At 70.1% G+C, this 20,060-nt stretch carries 22 protein-coding genes and 1 pseudogene; 5 read left to right on the top strand and 18 right to left on the bottom strand.

Features of this window, described 5'->3' with window-relative positions; translation table 11 throughout:
• Positions 1-17 precede the first annotated feature (17 nt).
• Positions 18-1,205: an ROK family protein gene (locus ACH4U8_RS33205; protein WP_395782179.1), complete on the bottom strand. Its 1,188-nt coding sequence runs from the start codon at positions 1,203-1,205 to the stop codon at positions 18-20.
• Positions 1,206-1,421: 216 nt separating this feature from the next.
• Here ACH4U8_RS33205 and edd point away from each other — a divergent pair, with 216 nt between their 5' ends.
• The 3 genes from edd to eda are packed head-to-tail and all read left to right on the top strand — an operon-like array spanning position 1,422 to position 4,944.
• Complete coding sequence (gene edd, locus ACH4U8_RS33200) at positions 1,422-3,311, top strand: phosphogluconate dehydratase (RefSeq protein ID WP_395782177.1); 1,890 nt, start codon at positions 1,422-1,424, stop codon at positions 3,309-3,311.
• The gene (gene glk / locus ACH4U8_RS33195; protein ID WP_395782175.1) at positions 3,308-4,327 is read left to right on the top strand and encodes a glucokinase; all 1,020 of its coding nucleotides are present in this window, start codon (positions 3,308-3,310) and stop codon (positions 4,325-4,327) included. The genes edd and glk overlap by 4 nt, the downstream gene beginning before the upstream one ends.
• Positions 4,324-4,944 (top strand): bifunctional 4-hydroxy-2-oxoglutarate aldolase/2-dehydro-3-deoxy-phosphogluconate aldolase, encoded by a 621-nt coding sequence (gene eda / locus ACH4U8_RS33190; RefSeq protein WP_360315642.1) that lies wholly within the window; start codon positions 4,324-4,326, stop codon positions 4,942-4,944. The genes glk and eda overlap by 4 nt, the downstream gene beginning before the upstream one ends.
• Positions 4,945-5,292: 348 nt before the next feature.
• Here the strand turns inward: eda and ACH4U8_RS33185 are convergent, their stop codons facing one another.
• The 15 genes and pseudogenes from ACH4U8_RS33185 to ACH4U8_RS33115 form a co-directional block, all read right to left on the bottom strand.
• Positions 5,293-6,678, bottom strand: a complete 1,386-nt coding sequence (locus ACH4U8_RS33185) for a tyrosine-type recombinase/integrase (RefSeq protein WP_395782173.1) — start codon at positions 6,676-6,678, stop codon at positions 5,293-5,295.
• Positions 6,679-6,741: 63 nt separating this feature from the next.
• A complete protein-coding gene (locus ACH4U8_RS33180; RefSeq protein WP_395782171.1) occupies positions 6,742-6,927 on the bottom strand; it encodes a helix-turn-helix transcriptional regulator in 186 nt (61 codons plus the stop codon).
• Positions 6,924-8,078, bottom strand: coding sequence for an AAA family ATPase (locus ACH4U8_RS33175; protein WP_395782169.1), 1,155 nt, complete (start codon positions 8,076-8,078; stop codon positions 6,924-6,926). Before ACH4U8_RS33175 ends, ACH4U8_RS33180 begins: the two co-directional genes overlap by 4 nt.
• Complete coding sequence (locus ACH4U8_RS33170; protein ID WP_395782167.1) at positions 8,075-8,956, bottom strand: bifunctional DNA primase/polymerase; 882 nt, start codon at positions 8,954-8,956, stop codon at positions 8,075-8,077. Before ACH4U8_RS33170 ends, ACH4U8_RS33175 begins: the two co-directional genes overlap by 4 nt.
• A 75-nt stretch (positions 8,957-9,031) precedes the next feature.
• A complete protein-coding gene (locus tag ACH4U8_RS33165) occupies positions 9,032-9,184 on the bottom strand; it encodes a hypothetical protein (RefSeq protein ID WP_395782372.1) in 153 nt (50 codons plus the stop codon).
• A 339-nt stretch (positions 9,185-9,523) separates the two neighbouring features.
• Positions 9,524-9,952: pseudogene (locus ACH4U8_RS33160) on the bottom strand (DNA cytosine methyltransferase); the annotation flags it as partial.
• Entirely contained in the window at positions 9,949-10,329 is a 381-nt protein-coding gene (locus tag ACH4U8_RS33155; protein WP_395782165.1) for a hypothetical protein, read from the bottom strand. The gene ACH4U8_RS33155 and the pseudogene ACH4U8_RS33160, both read right to left, overlap by 4 nt.
• Before the next feature lie 89 nt (positions 10,330-10,418).
• The gene (locus ACH4U8_RS33150; RefSeq protein WP_395782163.1) at positions 10,419-10,649 is read right to left on the bottom strand and encodes a hypothetical protein; all 231 of its coding nucleotides are present in this window, start codon (positions 10,647-10,649) and stop codon (positions 10,419-10,421) included.
• 19 nt (positions 10,650-10,668) lie between these two features.
• A complete protein-coding gene (locus tag ACH4U8_RS33145; protein WP_395782161.1) occupies positions 10,669-10,899 on the bottom strand; it encodes a hypothetical protein in 231 nt (76 codons plus the stop codon).
• Positions 10,900-10,932: 33 nt separating this feature from the next.
• Positions 10,933-11,217 (bottom strand): hypothetical protein, encoded by a 285-nt coding sequence (locus ACH4U8_RS33140; protein ID WP_395782159.1) that lies wholly within the window; start codon positions 11,215-11,217, stop codon positions 10,933-10,935.
• Between the two features lie 141 nt (positions 11,218-11,358).
• Positions 11,359-13,548: a cell division protein FtsK gene (locus ACH4U8_RS33135; protein ID WP_395782157.1), complete on the bottom strand. Its 2,190-nt coding sequence runs from the start codon at positions 13,546-13,548 to the stop codon at positions 11,359-11,361.
• A 71-nt stretch (positions 13,549-13,619) separates the two neighbouring features.
• Positions 13,620-14,003, bottom strand: coding sequence for an RRQRL motif-containing zinc-binding protein (locus ACH4U8_RS33130; RefSeq protein ID WP_395782155.1), 384 nt, complete (start codon positions 14,001-14,003; stop codon positions 13,620-13,622).
• Positions 14,003-15,379 carry a hypothetical protein gene (locus tag ACH4U8_RS33125; RefSeq protein WP_395782153.1) on the bottom strand — a complete coding sequence of 459 codons (1,377 nt, stop codon included), beginning with the start codon at positions 15,377-15,379 and terminating at the stop codon, positions 14,003-14,005. The genes ACH4U8_RS33130 and ACH4U8_RS33125 overlap by 1 nt, the downstream gene beginning before the upstream one ends.
• Entirely contained in the window at positions 15,376-15,801 is a 426-nt protein-coding gene (locus ACH4U8_RS33120) for a DUF3307 domain-containing protein (RefSeq protein ID WP_395782151.1), read from the bottom strand. Before ACH4U8_RS33120 ends, ACH4U8_RS33125 begins: the two co-directional genes overlap by 4 nt.
• Positions 15,798-16,064 carry a hypothetical protein gene (locus tag ACH4U8_RS33115; RefSeq protein WP_395782149.1) on the bottom strand — a complete coding sequence of 89 codons (267 nt, stop codon included), beginning with the start codon at positions 16,062-16,064 and terminating at the stop codon, positions 15,798-15,800. Before ACH4U8_RS33115 ends, ACH4U8_RS33120 begins: the two co-directional genes overlap by 4 nt.
• A 381-nt stretch (positions 16,065-16,445) precedes the next feature.
• Here ACH4U8_RS33115 and ACH4U8_RS33110 point away from each other — a divergent pair, with 381 nt between their 5' ends.
• Positions 16,446-16,778 (top strand): putative quinol monooxygenase, encoded by a 333-nt coding sequence (locus ACH4U8_RS33110; RefSeq protein ID WP_395782147.1) that lies wholly within the window; start codon positions 16,446-16,448, stop codon positions 16,776-16,778.
• On the top strand, positions 16,744-18,012 hold the full coding sequence (locus ACH4U8_RS33105) for a helix-turn-helix domain-containing protein (protein WP_395782145.1): 1,269 nt from the start codon (positions 16,744-16,746) through the stop codon (positions 18,010-18,012). The genes ACH4U8_RS33110 and ACH4U8_RS33105 overlap by 35 nt, the downstream gene beginning before the upstream one ends.
• Before the next feature lie 170 nt (positions 18,013-18,182).
• On the opposite strand, the gene ACH4U8_RS33100 is transcribed toward ACH4U8_RS33105, so the two are convergent.
• Both ACH4U8_RS33100 and ACH4U8_RS33095 read right to left on the bottom strand, forming a co-directional pair.
• The gene (locus ACH4U8_RS33100) at positions 18,183-18,860 is read right to left on the bottom strand and encodes a hypothetical protein (protein WP_395782143.1); all 678 of its coding nucleotides are present in this window, start codon (positions 18,858-18,860) and stop codon (positions 18,183-18,185) included.
• A gap of 715 nt (positions 18,861-19,575) precedes the next feature.
• Entirely contained in the window at positions 19,576-19,926 is a 351-nt protein-coding gene (locus ACH4U8_RS33095) for a hypothetical protein (RefSeq protein ID WP_360323883.1), read from the bottom strand.
• Positions 19,927-20,060: the final 134 nt, after the last annotated feature.

Below are 20,060 nucleotides of genomic sequence, written 5' to 3'. Positions count from 1 at the left end.
GGCCGAACAGCCCGGCCTCAGGCCGGAAGCGCCCGATTCACACTCGGCAACGACCGCCCACCGGCAAGCCGCGCCAGCGTCGTGTCCACCGAATCGGGCGACAGGATCTGGTCCAACGCCATGAACGCGCAGCCGGTCAGGCCCGCGGCCTCGCCCAACACGCTCGGTACGATCCGCAGTTCGCGCGTGGCCACCGCCGTGGACCGCTTGTAGACGACCTCCCGCACCCCCGCGAGCAACGGATCGCCCGCGTCGGCGAGGTCGCCGCCCAGCACCACGACCGCCGGATTGAGCACGTTGACCACGCTCGCCAGCACCTCGCCGAGCATCCGCCCGGACTCGCGCACGAGTCGGACCGCCTCGGGCTGACCGGCCGCCGCGAGCGCCACCACGTCGCGCACGCTGGAGATCTCGCGACCGTCCGGAAAGCGGGCCCCGTGCGCGGCCAGCGTCTCGATCAAGTGCCGTCCGCTGGCCAGCACTTCGAGGCAGTCCACATTGCCGCACCAACACCGCACGCCGGTGCCGCCGGCGACCGGGATGTGGCCGATCTCGCCCGCCGCGCCGAGCGCGCCCCGGTAGACCTTGCCGTCGGCGACTATCCCCGCGCCGATGCCGGTGGACGCCTTGACGAAGACCAGGTCGCCCGCGTCGGCCCGGGCCCGGTACTCGCCCAGGGCCATCACGTTCACGTCGTTGTCCACGTACACCGGTACCGGCAACCGGCGTTGCAGGGCGGGCGCTATCGCCACCCCGTCCCAGCCGGGCAGCGTCGGCGCGCCGGCCGCGCGCCCGGTGTCCAGTTCGACGGGGCCGGGCACCGCCACTCCGACGCCGCGCACCCGCGCCGGGTCGAAGCCCTCGTCCGCGAGCATCGTGTCGATCCAGTCCGGCAGTCCGGTGAGCACCGCGTCCGGTCCACCCTGGGCGGCCATTCGGGTCTCCCGGCTGGCCAGCACCCGGCCGGTCAGGTCGCAGACCGCGAGCTGACCTCGGCTGCTGCCGAGCGAGGCGGCCAGCACCAGGCCGCCGTCGGGATTGAGTTCGAGGCGGATCGGCGGTCGGCCGCCGGTGGACACGCCGTCGGCGCGCTCGGCCAGCAGACCGGCGTCGACCAGTTCGTCGATCCGGGCCGCCACGGCGGATCGGGACAGCCCGGTAAGCCGGGCGACGTCGGCCCGGGTCTCGGCATCCCCTTCGCGCACAAGGCGAAGGACCTCGCCTGCACTGCTGTGCGGGATGGGATTCGCGCGTCGGGCCATGCCATCCAGTGAACCAGGGCGGCTTTCCCTCGGTCAAAGCCCTAAGTTCACTACTTCGACACCCGAGCGTCACTCTTTTGCTTGCCAGGAAGCAAAAGTACCCCTAGTTTGGTACCCGAACCGGCAGAGCAGGCCGCCGACAGCAGGGGCACCAAGATCGTGAGCGAGCAGAGGACCCACCCGACGGTGGCCGCAGTGACGGAGCGCATCGCGCGCCGCAGTGCCGCCACGCGTACGGCGTACCTGGAGCGGATCCGGGCCGCGGCCACCGAGGCCCCCGCCCGCGGACAGCTCGGTTGCGCCAACTTCGCCCACGGCTTCGCCGCCTGCTCGCCCAGCGAGAAGCTCGGCCTGCGCGGCACCGGCCCGCAGGGCCCGGTCAAGCCGAACGTCGCGATCGTCTCCTCTTACAACGACATGCTCTCCGCGCACCAGCCGCTGCGGACCTACCCCGAGCAGCTCAAGGCCGCGGTGGCCGAGGCCGGCGGCGTGGCCCAGTTCGCCGGCGGCGTGCCCGCCATGTGCGACGGGATCACCCAGGGCCGTGCGGGCATGGAACTGTCCCTGTTCAGCCGCGACGTGGTCGCGATGGCGGCGGCCGTGGCGCTGGCCCACGACATGTTCGACGGCGCGCTGATGCTCGGCGTGTGCGACAAGATCGTGCCCGGTCTGGTGATCGGCGCCCTGTCCTTCGGCCACCTGCCGACGATCTTCGTGCCGGCCGGCCCGATGTCCTCGGGCCTGCCGAACAAGGAGAAGGCCCGGGTCCGGCAGCGCTTCGCCGAGGGCAAGGTCTCCCGCGAGGAACTGCTCGACGCCGAGGCCGGCGCGTACCACGGCATCGGGACCTGCACCTTCTACGGCACCGCGAACACGAACCAGCTCGTGATGGAGGTGCTCGGACTGCACCTGCCGGGCGCCAGCTTCGTGCACCCCGACCAGCCGCTGCGCAAGGCGCTGACCGACGAGGCGGGCCGCCGGGTCGCGGCCACCACGTCGCTCGGCGACCCGACGTCGCTGGTCCGCGAGTACACGCCGATCGGCGAGGTGCTCGACGAGAAGGCCTGGGTCAACGCGGTCGTCGCGCTCCTGGCCACCGGCGGTTCGACCAACCACACGCTGCACCTGGTCGCGATGGCCGCCGCCGCCGGGATCACACTCACCTGGGACGACTTCGCCGAGCTGTCCACCGCGGTCCCGCTGTTGACCCGGATGTATCCGAACGGCCCGGCGGACATCAACCACTTCCACGCCGCGGGCGGCACCGCGTTCCTGATCGGCACGCTGCTCGACGGCGGGCTGCTCAACGAGGACGTGCGCACCGTCGCCGGCGACGGCCTGAACCGCTACCGGCGCGAGCCGCAACTCACCGAGGACGGCTCGATCGTCTGGGTGGACGGCCCGACCGAAAGCCTGGATCTCGACGTACTGCGGCCGTACGACAAGCCGTTCGCGCCCGACGGCGGCCTGCGGATGTTGCACGGCGATCTCGGTCGCGCGGTGATCAAGGTGTCCGCGGTCGACCCGTCGCACCACGTGGTGACCGCACCGGCGCGGGTGTTCGACGGACAGGCCGAGTTCCTGGCCGCGTTCGAGAACAACGAGCTGGACCACGACCTGGTCGCGGTGCTGCGCTACCAGGGCCCGCGGGCGAACGGCATGCCCGAGCTGCACAAGCTGATCCCCGCGCTCGGCGTGCTCCAGGACCGGGGCCACCACGTGGCACTGGTCACCGACGGTCGACTCTCCGGTGCCTCCGGCAAGATCCCGGCGGCGATCCACTGCACCCCGGAGGCGGCGGCCGGCGGCCCGATCGCCAAGATTCGCGACGGCGACATCGTGACCGTGGACGCGGTCGCGGGCACGCTGACCACGCAGGCCGATCTGACCGGGCGCCAGGTCACCGGCGCGGCCCCGACCGACGCCGAGTGGGTCGGCACGGGACGCGAACTGTTCACCGCGCTGCGCGCCGGAGTCGGCCCGGCCGACCTCGGCGCCGGTGTGTTCGGCGCGGTCGCGGCCGTGGCTTTCGACGGAGCGAGCGCATGACCCCGACCGTGGCACCGCCGACCCCCGACCGCCCGTGGCTGGTCGCCGACATCGGCGGCACCAACGCGCGCTTCGCCGTGGTCACCGAGCCGGGCGGGCAGCCCGAACGGGTGCTCGGGCTGCGCAGCGAGGACCACGTGGACCTGGCCGCCGCGATCGAGGACTACCTGGAGCGTTCCGGCGCGTCCCGGCCCGGCGCGATCTGCGCGGCGGTCGCGGGCCCCGTACACGGCGACCGGTTCCGGCTGACCAACGGCGCGTGGGTGTTGTCCATCGCGGAGACCCGGGTCGCGCTGGGCGTCCCGGATCTGTATCTGATCAACGACTTCGAGGCGCTGGCGCTGTCGCTGCCGCACCTCGCGGGCGACGACCTGATCGTGGTCGGCGACCGACTGCCCGACCCGACGCTGCCGATGGCCGTACTCGGCCCCGGCACCGGGCTCGGCGTGGCCGGCCTGGTGCCGATCCCGGGCGGCGGCTGGGTGCCGCTGCCGGGTGAGGGCGGGCACGTCCTGCTCCGTCCGGCGCACGGCCCGGACGCCGCGGCCCTGGAGGTGCTGCGCGACGAGCGCGGCGGCCTGGGCACGGTGACCGCGGAGCATGTGCTCTCCGGCCCCGGACTGTGTCGCCTGCACCGCTGCACGGCGGCGGTGCACGGAGTCCCGGCCGAGGCGCTCAGCCCCGCGGACATCTCCTCCCGCGCCCTGGACGGGAGCGACGAGGTCTGCGTCGCGACGGTGGAGACGTTCTGCCGACTGCTCGGCACCTTCGCCGGCGGGGTGGCCCTGACGATGGGCGCTCGCGGTGGGGTCTTCCTGGCCGGCGGCATTCTGCCGCGGATCACGGAGACGCTGCTCAAGAGCGAATTCCGGATGGGCTTCGAGACCAACCCGACGATGGCGCCGTACCTGCACCGAATCTCCACCGCACTCGTGGTGGCCCCGCATCCGGCTCTGCGCGGCGCGTCCGCGTGGCTGGACGCGCGCAGCACTCGACTTGTGGAGGTGGCGGCGTGAGCACGTCCGCTCTGGACCTGGCCCCGGTGATCCCGGTGGTGATCGTGGACGACGTGGAGTCGGCCGTACCGCTGGCGCGTGCGCTGGTGGCGGGCGGGCTGCCCGCCGTCGAGGTCACCCTGCGCACGCCGGCGGCGATCGGCGCGATCGAGCGCATCGCGGCCGAGGTCGAGGGTGCGTTCGTGGGCGCCGGTACGGTCCTGACGCCGAAGCAGACGAAGGCGGCGGTCGCCGCCGGCGCGCGCTTCCTGGTCACGCCGGGCTGCACCGAGCGGCTGTACGGGTCGCTGATGGACAGCGGACTGCCCTTCCTGCCCGGCACGTCGACGGTGTCCGAGGTGCTGGAACTGCGCGAACGCGGGGTGCGGGAGATGAAGTTCTTCCCGGCCGAGGCCGCGGGCGGCGCGCCGTACCTGAAGTCGCTGGCCTCGCCGGTGCCGGACGTGCGGTTCTGCCCGACGGGCGGAATCACCCCGGCGTCGGCCCCGACCTACCTGGCGCTGCCGAACGTGGCGTGCGTCGGCGGGTCCTGGATGCTTCCCGCGGACGCGGTCGCCTCGCGCGACTGGGCGCGGGTGGAAAAGCTCGCTCGCGAAGCCTCGGGGCTGCGCGGGTAACAAATCGTCCCCTGGCGCGCTCTGCCCTGAGGTGCGCCAGGGGCACGGACCGCGGATGGTGGGCCGTATGAGGGTTCGGCCCACGAACGAGCAGGTCGTATGAGGGTTCGACCTGCGGAGACCGCGAATAGGGACCCGCTCTTCGGCGAGGAGAGCGGGTCTCTTCTTTTGTCCGGATTTCCCGTGGACGGGAGACACCCTCCTGACCACGGGAAATCCGACGTGACCTGCGATTTCACTCGGGTCGACAGTCTCGGATCCGAGATGCCGCAAAAGACTGGCTTGTCTCGCTCTGTCTCACCCTGATTCACGTGCTGACCAGCGCTTGCGGGCCATGCGCGGGCCACGTCAGGATTTCGGCGTCTTCCACGCCTTCAAGGTCGCCGAGATGCGGTCGTTGTCCTGCTTCACCGTGCCGTCGATGCACTTGGCGTAGACCTTCAGCAGCACGTCGACGCTCTGTCCGGCCCGCCGGGCGACTTCGGTCGGTGCGACACCGGATTTGAGCCACAGGGACACGCACGCGTGCCGCAGGTCGTACGGGCGCTTCGCGAGCGGCGAGGCCACCTGTGCGGACGTCAACACCTGCTCCCGGGCCTTGGCCCACTCCAGGCGGTACGCCTTGTCCTGCACGAGGCCACCAACGGCGCTGCGGAACAGCCGGCCATCGGGTGCTGTCCCGTAGCGGTAGACGTGCCACCGAAGCATGGAAACGAGTTCCGGCGGGATCGGGATCGAGCGCGACGCCGACCGGGCGCGGGACTTCAGCCCGCGGTCGTCGTGCGCGTCTCCGCTGTCGGTCCATGCGGTACCGACGCGCGGACCGGACTTGCAGGGGCGTAGCTCTCCCCATCCGCGCTTGGGCAGGGTGCATTGGTCGGTGCGGAGTTTGACGACCTCGGCGCATCGCATGCCCGCGAAGTAGATGCAGCCGAAGAACGCGGCCAAGTGCCGTCCACGCCGGCCCTGTGCATAGACCCGCGCCAAGAGGGCGTGTGCCTGGGTGGGATTGACCACACAGGCCGGTTCGACCTGGTTGTCATCGTCGTCACGTTCCCACGAGACCTTGTCGAGCGGGTTGCGGTCCAGGCGCTCTTTCTCGATCGCGTAGCCGACCGCCGTACGGAAGACCGCCCGCTTGTTGATGAACGTGGACGCGGCGGCACGCTTGCCGTCCAGCCGCACCGACATGGCGCCGAGCACCGCACGCACCGAGTCGGCCCTTTCGAGACTGCGGACCGGCAGTGAGTTGGCTTCGACCCACGCGAGCATTTCGCGGGCCTCTGCGGGCGGCTCCTGCTTCCATCGATGCACGTTGAACCCCCACAGGTAGAGCACCTGATAGAGCTGCTTCGGGTCGGGCGAAGGGGCATCCTTGGCGGTCAGGGCAACCGTCGCCGTCGACAGGCCGACGACAAGGCCCATGCGTCTCTTGGCGGAGCTGCGCGGCCACTTCATCTCGATGAAGTCGCGGGCGTGGGCGTACCACGTGACTTCGGTGCGCGCGGCTTCGATGGCGCGGACCTCGGACATGGGCAGCCCGGATTCGGCGTCGAACGGCTCACCGCGGTTGATGGCCGCGATGAGGTCTGCGCGGCGCCCGTCGGCCATGGTCTTGTTGGCGTGCGTCGATCCGAACTCTTCGGCGCCGACCCGCCACCGGACCTCGGCAGTCTTGCGCCCGTTGCGGTTGCGAACGGCCCAGATCCGGACGTCGAACGAAGGGGTGGGCATGCGGTGTTCTCCCCGAGAATGGCGCCGGGGCGCGGCGGGTGGCCACGCCCCGGCGGTGGCAGATCAGGCGGACTGCTTGAGGCCGGCCCACCAGGCATCGAGATCGGCCCGGTGAATCCGGAGGTGACCGTTGGGCAGAGGGGTGATCTCGGGCGCCTCGCCGCGAGCACGCATGCGGTAGAACGCGGCGCGAGAGATGCCGATCTCCTCAAGCACTTCGGACAGCTTCAACGCTGCGGGACGCTTCACTTGCCCTCGCTTTCGTCGGTGCCGGACAGCCCGGACAGGTCGTATCCGAGCTGTCCGGGGTGATTGCGCAGGTCAGGTGGGGTAACCGGACACCCGGACAGCTCGGACACGTCTGCCCCGGTGGCTGTCCGGGTGGCGGTGTCCGGGTAGTACCGGCCGCCGGGGTCCTTCGTGAGTTGTCCGGCGTCGGCCATGCGTGCGCAGGTGCGGCGCACGGTGTCGGGGTCGACATCGGGCAGCGCGGCGGCGATGTCCTTCGGGCGGGCGCCGGGGTTGGCGCGGACGTGGCGCAGGATGACCGCGCGGGTGTCGCCCATCGTGTGATCGGACGCCGGTCCGTCGAGCAATTGCCACGCGCCGGTTTCGGGCTTGAAGGACAGGGCGTATTCGGCTTCGTCCACGTCGCGGCCGGTGACGTGAAGGATGCTGTCGGCCTGCCCGCGGGCGCGCTTGAGGACGAGTGTGGCGTCCGCCGCGCCGGCGAGTCCGTTGGTGCCGGACACTTCGGCGAGGAAGTCGTCGCTGCCCGCCTTGCGGACGTGGTGGACGAGGACGACGGCGACGCCGTAGTGGTCGGCGAGGGCTTTGGCGCGGCCGACGGCGGCGTAGTCGGCGTCGTAGGCGGACGCGCCGGGCGCGCTGTTGCCGCGCATCTTGGCGAACACGTCGATGACGACCATGCGCGCGTCCGGGTGGCGCTCCAGCCAGTGCGCGATGGCCTCGCTTCCACCCTGGGGAAGCGGCGGACACGATGTCGCGAGCGTGAGCCCGTGGGGAGCCCTGCGCCCGGCGAGGAGCTTGCCCATGCGGGATTGGAGACGTCGGGCGGTGTCCTCAAGGGCGAGGTAGAGGACGGGTCCGCCGTCGACCGGGATGGTGTCGAACGCGAGGCCGCCGGCGGCGACGCACAACCCGAGTCCGAGGGACATCCACGACTTACCGACCTTCGGCGGACCACAGAGCAGGCTCACGCCCTCGCACAGGATCCCCGGAACGGCCCAGCGCGGTTCGGGGAAGTCCATGCCCATGAGTTCGTCGGCGGTCCACGCCGTCTTGATCCGGGCCGGTGCCGCGGGCACCTGCGCGCCGTCGTCCGAGGTGGGGACGGCGCGCAGGTGCTCGGCCAGAGCCGGATGCGGGACGGCGGTCATGCGGCGACGGTGCGCGGCCGGGCGCGGCCCTTGGCGAGGCCGGACCGGATGGTGCGCCGGGCCTCGCGTTCGGGTTGACCAACTTGGAGCGCGGCGGACATGAGCCGGTTGGTCACGTCCGACTCGGAGAGTTCGCCACCGGCGACGAGCTGACCCAGCGCGACAGCCGAGTGGTAGAGCGCGATGTTGTGCCCGTGCTCCGGCGATTTAAGGATCTTGTCCAATTGTCCGTTCACGGCCGCGTTCAGGTAGGCGGTACGCCGGTCAACGGCGACCGGGATCATCACCGGTTCCTGCGGGGGCAGCGGTGCGGGTCGCAGGAGCGCGGCGAGCCATCCCGGGAGCGGCGCGGGCGCGGTGTCGTTGAGAATCGCGTACGGGGCGCCGTCGATGAGGCTGCCGGGGGCGACGACGTAGCCGCCGACCGCGCGGGTGTCGACCTTCCACCCGAGCTTGCCCGCGGTGTTGCGGAAGTCGGTGCCGTCGGGCGCGAAGTAATACAGGTGCTGCCCGCCGGTCGGCGTGCCGACCGTGAACGTGTCGCCGGGGTAGGGCTGTTGGGCCGTCAGGGCGAGAAGGGCGAACACGTCGGCGCCGTCGGTGGCGCCCTGCTCGGCCCACTCGGCGGGCGGGGTGTCGGTGTCGGTCTTGGGCTTGTCCAGGTCGACCACCACCAGGCGCGTGGGCCCGGTGGCGAGGCCGATGTTGTACGCGCCGTGGTCCCAGCACCGCGCGATGCGCTCGGCGTCGGTGGTGGCGCGGTCCTGCCAACCGCTCACGGCGGGCTTCTTGCCGTTCGGGACGAGCGGGAAGACGTGCCACCCACGCTCGGCGAGCGCGAGCGCGGCGGCCTTCAGGGTCGGGTTCGGTCGGGTCATGGTGTCCCTCCGGTGTCCTTCGGGGTGTGACCGGCCGCCGGCGGGGCGGCCGGTCACGGTGATGCGGTGGGGTGTTCAGGCGGCCAAGTGGTGCGCGTCCTGGTCGGCGAGGAGCAGACGGAGCGCGGCGGCGGCCTGGAGGGGAACTACTCCGTTGCCCAGCGCCTTGAGCTGGGCGGTCCAGGACAGCCCGGGCACTTCGGTGACGTGGCCTGCGGGCAGGCCCATGAGCCATTCGACGGCGGCGGGGCTCAGGCGTCCGCGATCGTCAGTTGGTGCGGGCGCGGGTCGTCCGGTGACGTGTTCCCAGCGGGCGACGGCGGGTGTGAACGGCCGCCACGCGCGGGCAGTCGCGCTATCAACGTCCGCAGATCCGGGCCACCCGTGCCGTGCGCTCCGGCGCCGTTCGCGTCCGAGGTGCGCGGCGTCGGCAACAGAGCCACCACGGTGGGGAGTTGCCCTCGTTGCCCCCCGCCACGCCAGTCGCGGGCCGCCGGCGTCGGCAGGCCAGGCGAGGACGAAGAGCCGTTCCCGTCGGTGGGGAGCGCCGACCTGCGATGCGCGTACACAGCACCACCGCGCATCGAACCCGAGGCGGGCAAGGTCGGCGAGGACGGTGTCGAATCCGAGTCGAAGGTGCCCTGCGACGTTTTCAAGGATCGCGATTCGGGGTCGTAGTACGCCGATGGCACGGGCCACGTGCGGCCAGAGGTGTCGGGCATCCGTGGTTCCCTTTCGCTTCCCGGCGACGCTGAAGGGCTGGCAGGGGTAGCCGCCGGTCACCACGTCGACCGGTGCGACCGTGGTCCAGTTGACGGCGGTGATGTCGCCCAGGTTCGGCACCGTGGGCCAGTGGTGCGCCAGGATCGCGCTCGCGCCGGGGTCGTTGTCCGCGTGCCACACGGTCTCGCCGCCGAACAAGGCGTGTACGGCGTCGTCCAAGCCGCCGTAGCCCGTGCACAGCGACCCGATACGCGGGCCGGTCGCGGCGTTCACTCGGTGCGCCCGAAGTACTCGGCGAGGGTGGCGACGTACTCTGCGAGGCGGACGTGTTCGGGGGCGTCGCCGTCCCAGTCGTCCGGGTAGGCCATGGTCGAGGTGATGGCGTCCGCGAGCGTGCGGTACATCTCGGACGGACCCTTGAGGTCTGCGGCGCGGGCGATGAGCGAGGCGATGGTCAGGACGGTGGGGCTGTCCCAGTTGCCGAGCCAGTCGACGATGAACCGGTCGTACGTGCCGAGTTCCACGCCGGCGTCGGCGAGCGTGCGGTGCAGCAGTGCGCGATTCTCGGCGCCGGTCTGGCGCTCGATGCCGCGCGGCTCCGTGTCCAACGGACCGTGCGGTACGGGCACGTCTCGGATGGGTCCTGTCATGCTGGGGTTCTCCTGTCTGCTGATGTGGTGCAGGAGGCCCGGGGCGACCGACTGTTCTTGGTGGTTCGGGCGGTCGCTCCGGGGCGGTTCTAGAACGGCGGTTCGGCGCTGTACGTCCGGCTCGGCCGTCGGCCGTAGGGGATGCGGATGCGCGGCCCGTCGTTGCACTGGCACGTCACGACGTCCGGTTCTTCCGGGTGGGTGGCGCTGCCTTCCCACCAACCCCCTTCGCCGAAGCAGTCGGGGCAGTTCGGGTCGGCGCCGCGTTCGATGTGGATCGCGCGGTGCTCGCGGTAGACGAACCAGCGGCGGATGCGCACGGGCGGGTGCTCCGTTCGGTCAGGCGATGGCGGACGCGAGCGCGTCGACCAGGCCGGCGACGAGCGTGCCGGTGGAGTTGTTGAGCGAGGCGGCGAACGCCGTGGCGGAGAGGTTGACGCCGGCGACGAACAGGCAGAACCCGGCGAGCTTGGGCGCCTTGTTCCCGGCGAGCAGGAGGAACGCGGCGGCGAGCAGGATCACGGGCAGGCCGATGACGACGGTGGAGCCACCGGCGGCGAGAGTGGTCATGGCTGGTCTCCTGACTGGTGGTCGGAGCGCGGGTCAGCGGGTGCCGTCGGCGTGGAGCCGGCGGGCATGGTTGTGAATGCGGCGGCCGATCCGCAGCCGGGCGCCGGTGCCCTTGCAGCGGCGGCACGGCTTGCGGATGCTGCGGCGCTTGGGCTTGCGCGGGGTGCCGTTCGCGGCGCGGCGCTTGTCCCGCCATGAGATGTGGTTGCCGGTGCCCTCGCACCGGCGGCACGGGCCGAACGGCGAGACGAGGCATAGCAGGGTGTAACCCACGGTCACAAGCAGGGCGGCGAGGGTGGCAAGTGCGGCGAGTGCCATGGGGAGCCTCCTGAAGCCTGTTTCGGGGTGTGCGAGAGGAAGGCCGCTAGTCGATAGCGTCCTGATCAGGTGCTGTTTCGGTTGCTAGCGGGGTCGCTAGCGCTAGCGACGGTCGTTGCTGGCGCTAGCGACCCGTGCGCGTCAGTCGGAGACGCGGTTTCGGTTGCGTTCCGTGATGGCCGTGATGATGTGGTCGCGGAGAACGCCGCGCCGGTTGACGTTCTTGCCGTCGATGCGGCGGCCGATCTGCTCCGTGGCGATGCCGTACGGCTTGAGCGCGTTGGTGAGCTGTTCGGCCTTGGGCTTGGGCTCCAACGCGGCCCACGGCCCGTACGTCTCGGGGCTCAGTTCGGCGAGGCGGTCCACGATGGTCTCGGACCACACCTTGTCCTCGCCGCGGCCGAGGACGGCGGCGACGTCGTCCAGGATCGAGCCCGACTCGGCGCCGGCCGCGGCCTCGCCGATCGCGTCGCCGGACAAGGTCCCCTCGTCGGTGCGCAGGGCGAGCGCGCGGGTGAGGATGACCTCGGCGTCGGAGCCGTCGGCGAGGTAGGTGCGCACGATCCCGGCTTCGTCGGTCATCCCGCGCAGCACGCCGACGCCCTTGTGGGAGCGCAACAGGCGCGATGCGTCGAGTCCTTCGCTGTACGCGCCCGCGCCGAGCACGACGTCCGAGACCTGCCAGGAACCGACCTTGAGACTGAACCGGGCCTGGTGCTGGTCGCGCAGGACCGACGGGCACGCCTTGTCGTCCGGCTTCTGCGTCGCCACCAACACCGACACACCCACCGCCGGAGCGACCCGCGCGAGGTAGACGAGCAGTTCGAGGATCAGCTTCCCGTGGGTGGGGTGCTGAAGATATTCCTGGACTTCGTCCACGATCACGACCGTGAGCGGCATGTTCAGGCGCTTGTTCCGGGAGATCTCCGGCGTCAGCTTGCCCTCCGGGCATACGTTCAGCGGCATCTCGGACAACCGGTGGTAGCGGTCCTCCACATCCGCCTTCAACTCCGTGAGCGAATCCACGAAGTGCTCCACCGGGTCCACCCCGTCACGCGGGACGATGCCGAACCCGATCCGGTGCGCGATCTTCCTGAAACCGCGCCAGTCCGGCGACGCCTTCCCGTCGAAGAGCACGATCCGCACGAACGGGTCCAGCGCCGCGGCGAGCGCGATCGTGCGCGCCGAGAACGTCTTGCCCTGCCGAGGCACCGCGCCGACCAGCAGCGACAGCCACAGCATGGTCACCATCACTTCGTTGCCGCGTTCGTCGCGGCCCCACGGGATCGGCTTCCAGAAGTCCACCCGGTCCGTGAGCAGCAGCGGCGTACGCCCCGGGGAGACGGCGAGCGGGTCGGTCCCGGCGACCCACATCGACACCCGCCGGGCGCTGGTGACGTCCTTGTCGAGGAACACCTGAGTGGGTGCCACGTCGATGCCGGACGCGAGGCGGTCCTGGGCGTTGAGGGCGTCGGCGAACGTCTTGCCGTAGGGCAGGTCGACCACCACCCGCCACCCGTCGCCCTCCTGCACGATCGGCTTCGGGAACGCGATCCCCTGATCCTTCGTCGTCAGCCCGGCGGACACGAACGCCCGGACCACGATGTCCGAGGTGAGCTTGCGCGCCCGGAACTTCACCCGCGCACCCTCGATCACCGGACGATCCGCCGGCGTGCCCGCCCACCCCAGAACCGCAACCGTCGCCGCCACGCCGAGAATCTCCACCCACGCGGGAGCCAGCACCCACACCGCAAGCGCCAACACCAGGCCCAGCACACTCACGAGCAGGGCGATGGTGGCGCGCAACTTCACCCGTCCATTGCGCTGCTTCGACAACCGCAGATATTCGGCCGCGTCTGCGGCCTGAACGGCGGCGGCGCGGATCGGCGCGCCCTCGGCGTCGAAGACCCACCGGCACGTCGCCGTCGACCACCGCCACGCGCCCCGCGGCGCGTATGCGGTGAGCTTGGCCGAGTACACCGGCACCCGCACCAGGTGATACGCGCCCGTCTCGCGGTAGTGGTGGACCAACCAGCGTGCGAACGCCCGGCGTTCGGCATCGATCGTGAGCCACTTCGGCAGGATCGGCCGTCGCGCCTCGTCCTTGGCCTTCATCATCTCGGCGAGCGACAGCGGGTAGACCTGCTCCGGCAGGTCGACCACCTGACCCTCGGCCACGTCGTCCGACTCGGCCGCCTCGCGGTCCGGGTCGGGCAGTTCGGCGACCCATTCGCCGAACGCGTCCCGGTCGCGCTTGCGCAGCGGGATCACCTCACCGTCGACCGGATCGGCGGTGGTTTCTTCGGGGCTGTTAACGGTTTCCTGCGTCATGCTGGTCGTCTCCTCTTCGGGGAGAGCGGGCACCGGCGGTTGCTGCCAGGCGTGGCCGGTGCCCGCACGAATCAGGCGGTGGCGCTGTACTCCAAGCCGTCCACACACGGCACACAAGCGCCGAGCCGGACGGAAATCACGTAGCCGCGGTCGATGCGGCAGGTGGGGCAGGTCCGGCGGGCGCTCATCGCTGCGGCAAGCGCGCGGTGCCGGCCCTCGGTCATCGGTCGAACCGTGCGGGCCCGGTCGCGGCGGTACAGGTACGCGACGCGCAGGCCCCGTGCTCGTGACTGCCACATGAGTTGTGCGGCGGGGTCCTGCCCGCCGGGCCGCAACCCGTCGGCCCGAAGCTGTCGGCGTGTCATCAGGCCGGTCGGGGCGCACCGCCACGGGTAAGTAGGGATGCCGTACCGGGCGCCGTCGGGGTCCCAGAAGCGTTTCCGGAACTGGGCCATCACGCGCTGCCGGTCGCGCCGTCGACGTCGGGGTCGACCACCAGGTGAAGGCCGGCGGTCGTGCGCTCGGCGAGGAGCGCGTCCCGCAACGTCCGACCCTTCGCGGCCGACGTGCGAACCGCCTTGCGGACCGCCTCGCCCGTCAACCGGTCGACCGGCCAACCCGCCGTCAACTCACGGGCCACAGCCAGCAGTTCATCCGTCGACCGGGCCCGACCGGTCGACTTCGCAGCGGGCGGCACTTTGCCTGTGGGCTTACGACTACGCGCGTCGGTCGTCCGGATCGTGCCCGACTTCTCGTTGCCCTTTTGTGAAGAAATGTGCTGATCAGGGGTCGACTGCTCGCGGTCGGTCGGGCCGGTCTGGTTGAGGTTGCCGAGCAGGTCGGCGACCGGTCGCGCGGAGTCGAACGCGAGGATGAGCGCTTCCCGGACGGCTTCGTTGGAGTCGAGGACCGAACCACCCGGGGCGACGTCGGCGAGCGTGGCGGTCGGCGTCTGCATGACCGACAACGCCACCGGTTCGGTCGGCAGGTCCGGTGCTTCGGCCAGGAGTTCACGAACCCGTCGGGCGGCCTTGTGGTGACGCTTGAGGGTGCGGCGAGTCACCCCGGGGTCGGCGCCGTGGACGCCGCGCCACGCCACGATCCACGCCGCATCCTCCGTCAACCCGGGCACCGCGGCGAGCAGGTCGCGCATGCGCCGACTCACCCGACGAAACCGCGCCTTGCGGTAGAGGTCGGCGCGCAGTTGCGCGCCGGTCTTCCCGCCGGTGTGCTCGGCCTGACTGTGCGCGTAGGACTCCCACAGCAGTACGCCGAGCATCGACGCGATCCCGAGCACGATTGCAAGCGGGATGCTCCGGTGGATGGTGTGCGCGACATTCAACGCCGCGGCGGCAAGCGCGGAGCCCCACGTGATCGCCCGGTACAGGCCGGCAGGCCGGCCCGACTCGATCGCCTTGGATGCCATCGCAGCACCGGCCCACGCCGCGCCCTCGGACATCGACGTGACGAGCACCGCGAGCGCGGGATTCATGCCGAGCGCGAGATAGAACGACATCTGTGCGGGCCACGCGGTGCCCACCGAAGCGGCCATCATCGACGTGACCATCACGAAGTCACGGCGAACGAGAACCGCGTCCAGGCGCTTGCGCCACCGAAGATTCCGGGCAGCGCGGGCAGCCGCCTTGTCCTGCTCGGCACCCTCCCGTGCGGTGCGCTCGGCCTCGCGCTGAACCGCGCCGATCCTTGCGGCGGCTTCGGCCTGGGCGAGCGCGGATTCGGCCTGCTTGGCCTGCGCGGCGGCCTGCGCTTCGGCGACCTTGGCCTTGTCGAGCTGTCGGCCTGCGCGCATCGAGTAGACGGTGTCGGTCATGACGTCACCCCCGTGACGATCAGGGCGGCGACGAACAGCCACCCGATGTGCCAGGACTGGTCGAGCAGGTACGGCGCCTGAGGGTCGCGCTCCCACCAGGTGCCCTTGCCGATCCGGCTGGCCAACTTGGCGAGGGTGTGCCTGCGGTCCGCCCACCAGTGCGACAGCGCGTCGATCACCAGGCCGACGACGACCGCGAACGGGTTCAGCGGCAACGCGAACACCAGCCACACGGCGGCGAGGAACAGCACCTTGACCGCCGTCAACGACGCGACGTGCCGCGCGGCCCAGAAGCGGCCCGACCAACCGGCCGCACCCTTGCCCAGCGCTTCCCGATCCGTCTGCACCCAGTGGTCACCCACCATGTGCGCGGCGTAGAGCGAGAAGCCGACGGCGGCGAACGTGCCCGGATCGGCGCTCACGCGGCCCACCGCCGAGCAACGAAGGGGCGCGGCATGACCAGAACCCGGGGCGCCTTGCCGAGCAACTGCGCGGCGTAGGCGGCCAACTCGGGGTCCTCGCGCCACAGCGCGGTCAGGATGTCGTGCGCGGCATCGACTCGGGCCGCCCGCTCTTCGGCGGACTCCCCGTCGACACCCGTGAACAGCTCCGCGTCGACGCCCAGCGCCAACTCGGTGAACTCGAAACTCGACACGGCCAGTCGGCCGTTCACAATGGTTCTCACGGTCGTGCTCCTTTCAGGAAGGTCACGGCCCACGGGGTGGCTGCCTCCCGGCAAGGACCGGCAGCCGCCCCGGAACACGTATGAAGTAGCCCCGTCGCGGACGACGGATGGCAGAAGCCCCTGTGCAGACCAGCGCGAGCAACCCGGGGCTGCGGTCACTCGCATGGATTCAGTTCTCAAGAAACGAGCTGTCCCCGCACTTACGGGCGCGCGGCCGAAGCCGCCTTCCCTGGCAGGTCGCACAGTGCTCTGCGCCGCTTCAGTGAGTGAAGCAACACTGCGAACGTACTCACAGAAAAACTGCGAGTCAAGAGAAACTGCTAGTCGCAGGAAAACAGCGATCGTGTGAGACTGGCTGTTGCCCTGTGAGAGGAGCGAGACGTGGCCTTCGGCCTGAACGTGCGCTTCACTGCCCGCGACGAAGCGGCAGTGGAAGCCTTTGACGCCCTGGTGGCAGAGACCTTGGTCGGCATCCGGGAACTCGAACCCGGGACGCTCATTTATGTGAGTCACACCGTGGAGGGGCAGCCGCTTCAGCGGATGTTCTACGAGCTGTATGCGGACCGGGCCGCCTTCGATCGGCACGAGCAACAGCCGCACGTCCGGCGGTTCCTTGCTGCTCGTGAGCAGTACATCGACGCCGTCGAAGTGGACTTCCTGGAGTCCGTGGACGGCAAGGGTGTTGTACAAGGGGAGGTGGCCGGTGGCGTCTGATGATGAGCGCAAGGCTTTCGGGGCGCGGGTCGCAGCGCTCCGGAAGCAACGCGGCATCAAGCAGACGGAATTGGCGACCGCGGTCGGTCGTACAGCAAGTTGGGTGTCCCAGGTCGAGCGCGGCGTACAGCCCGTTTCGCGGCTCGATGTCCTACAACTGCTGGCCGACGCGCTCGGCGTCTCGGTCCAAGCGCTCAACCCTGATGCTCCGGTGGCGTCGGTACCGCCACCCACGGTGCCGGAGGGACCGAACGATCTCGATGCTGCGCGCTTGACGATCTCCGGTCATCCGGCACTGGGCGCCTTGCTGGCAGGCAGGGCGGCAGCGACCGAGCGAACCTCGCTCGCCGATTTGAGTCACCAGGTAGACGTGTTGTGGGAACTCACCCACACCGCGAGGTTCGCAGAACTCAGCGCTCAGGTGGGGCCGTTGGTCGATCGCCTGGAAGCGGCGGTGCGAACTGCGGCCACCGCCGACCGGCCCGCGCTTCACGCCCTGCTTGCCCGTGTCTACCAGGCGCTGGCAGCGGCGTTCGTTCGCCAGGACGAAGCCGATGCCGCGTGGATCGCTGCCGACCGCGCCATTCGTGCTGCCGAGCAGTCCGGTGATGTGCTGCCGGTGTTCGCCGGCATCTACCGTCTTGCTCAGGCGTTCGTGAGGCTGAAGCGGTTGGACCAAGCCGAGCACGCCGCAACAACCGCTGTCCGGGCACTGGAGACGCACGGTGAAGACGCGTTGTCCGTGCCGGAAGGGCTGTCCGTGCTGGGATCGCTCCGCTTGATCCTGGCGTTGGTCCATGCTCGTTCCGGCAACCGTGACCAGGCCCGTGCAGAGATCAGCGAAGCGCGATCCGTGGCTCGGCGCATCGGGGCGGACCGCAACGACTTCAATCTTGAGTTCGGCCCGACGAACGTGGAAATCCAAGCCGTGTCGACAGCCGTAGAACTCGGCGACGCTGGCGAAGCGCTGGACATCGGCGCTCGCATCAATGCCGAAGCGCTGTCCCCCGAACGACGGTCACGGCTCCTGATGGACCTCGGCCGCGCCCATGCCCAACGACGACACGTCGGCGAAGCTGTCGAGTACCTGCTTCGCGCCGAAGAACTTGCCCCAGAAACCGTCCGCAGCCACACCGCGTCACGTGCCGCCATTCGCGAACTGACCCTGATTGCCGGGCGCACGGCACCGCCGGAACTGGTCGGCCTCGCCGAGCGCTCGGCAGCTCTGGACTAGGTCAGCTGCCGTCCCATCTGTCCGACTGTCCGGTCACGTCCTCTGAGCTGGGGAAACGGACCGGACAGCCCTGAGCAATCCTGTCCGGACTGTCCGGGCTCCTTTGCAGCACTCACTTCACCTGCGCGGCTAGCGCGGACAGGGGGATGCTGTGCGCTGTCCGCACGCGGTCAGTGACGGCGCCCGGTATGCCGTCGCAGCGTCCACCGGCGCCCCGCCTGAGAGCCGTATCGCTCGGACCACACAGTGTGGTTGGTGTGGAGGAGGAAGGACAGCCCGGTGCCGCGATACAGGGTCAGGAATCCGACGCCGAACTGCCCTAGCAACCCCTCGGCAAAGTGGGCAGCTGGATCCGTCAGAATGCCGTCTTCCTTCCGTAAGTCGGCGAACGGGTCCGGGCACAAGAACGTGCAGATCCGACCATGCTTGGGCCACTCAACCTGTGAGTAATCGATTGCCTGCGCCACCCAGGCGGTGAGTTCCTTCCTGCCTGACTGGTAGTGCGGGTTCGTATCAAGTGCCTTGAACTCGATTCCGAGTGCGATGTCGGGGTTCTTCCAGAGTTCCGGGGTTCGCGGCGTGACGATGGCGTCTATCCGACAGCGGGAGCCTGTCGGATGCCGCCCCCACACTTCACGGTCAACGTGGAACCACGGTGTGAGTCGATCAAGCACCCGCTGCGTAAGATCCGCCTCGCTTCGGAACCCCTTCAGCGATACCGACTCGCCTCCGCCGGCATGCCACCCCGGAGACGGAAGGAACGGGCTCGGTTCTCCAGCCAGTGGCACGAACTCAGGATTCGGATCCTGCTGCGGCTGGTAGTCGTTCGGCGGTGGAGACAACGCCATGCTTCCCCCACAAACGCTCGTTGATCCGGTTCGAGCACGTCAGCATGCACACGCCAAGGATTCTTCCGCACGTACATCCGTGGCAGGAAGAGCGGCTGAACCATGTCGATGCGCGCCAATGGTTCAGCCAGTCTGTGCGCGCAACAGACCAGGATCGGGCCGTCCACGCGGCCCGCTAACGGCTGGGCTGAGGCCGTCAGGCCGCCCCTTCTTGTTCCTTCCCTGACGCGCGCCCGGCGTCCTCGGCACGCCAGAGCGCACAAGCGCGGCGGGCCGCCAGAACACCCGAAAGGCTTGATCACGGGCCATGCGCGGGCCGCAAAACCGATTCGCGTTGTGCCAGATTCGTTCGTGCAGGTCAAGTCACCAGACACGCCGCTCTTCCCTCTGTCCGGCGAGGAGAGCGGGTCTCTTCTTTTTTGGGCGCCTTTGGCGCCGGCTCGCGAGGCACCACTTTTTTGTTCCGTCGCGGGCTCCTCCACAAAAAGTGGCCCCTCGCTTGTGACTTCGTGTCCCTTCGCTTCGCTACGGGCCACGAAGTCAAAAGTTTGCGGCTCCGCCGCTCTCCGCGCTTCGCGCGTCGATCACCGGGGGCGGGCTGGGTCGGGGGCGCTGACGCGCCTGGGGGTGGGGCGGCGGGTGTGGGTGGTCTGTCGGGGGGCGGGGGCTGCCTGGGGTGGGTGGGGCCGCTGGGGGCGGGTCGGGGTGGGGTGGGTCAGTGGAACTCGTGGACGAGTTCTATCGGGCCGATGATGTGGCGGTTGAATTCGGGCAGGTCTTCGGCGGGGACCCAGAGCTCGAGGATGGTTCGGCCGCCGGCCTGGCGTACCGGGTAGCGGATCACGTACTCGGTTTCGATGTGGAAGCGGGTTACGTAGCCGGCGCCGGAGGCCGGTACGTTCCAGTCGCGGGCGATCTTGATCGCGTAGTCCTCGTTCAGCACCGGATAGAAGATCGGCTGGTCGGGCAGCCTGGGCGGCCACGCGGTCCAGCCGGACTCGCGCACCAGCTCCAATTCGGCCGGTCCGGTCGGCCGCCAGAGCGTCGTGGTGGGGATCGCGTTCATGGCCACATGGTGCGTCCGCGGGTGGTCCGGGTGAAAGCGGATTTCGCAGGTGGGGGCGGTCGCCCGGGGCCTTCCGGTGCCGCCGACGGAGTGACTTCCGCCTCGCTTCGGTCGGATCTGACGGACCGTCATGG

This window comes from Embleya sp. NPDC020886 (genome assembly GCF_044333915.1).
Classification (GTDB): domain Bacteria; phylum Actinomycetota; class Actinomycetes; order Streptomycetales; family Streptomycetaceae; genus Embleya.
The sequence above is the reverse complement of the archived record's forward strand: the minus strand, read 5'-3'. Positions and strand labels throughout refer to the sequence as shown.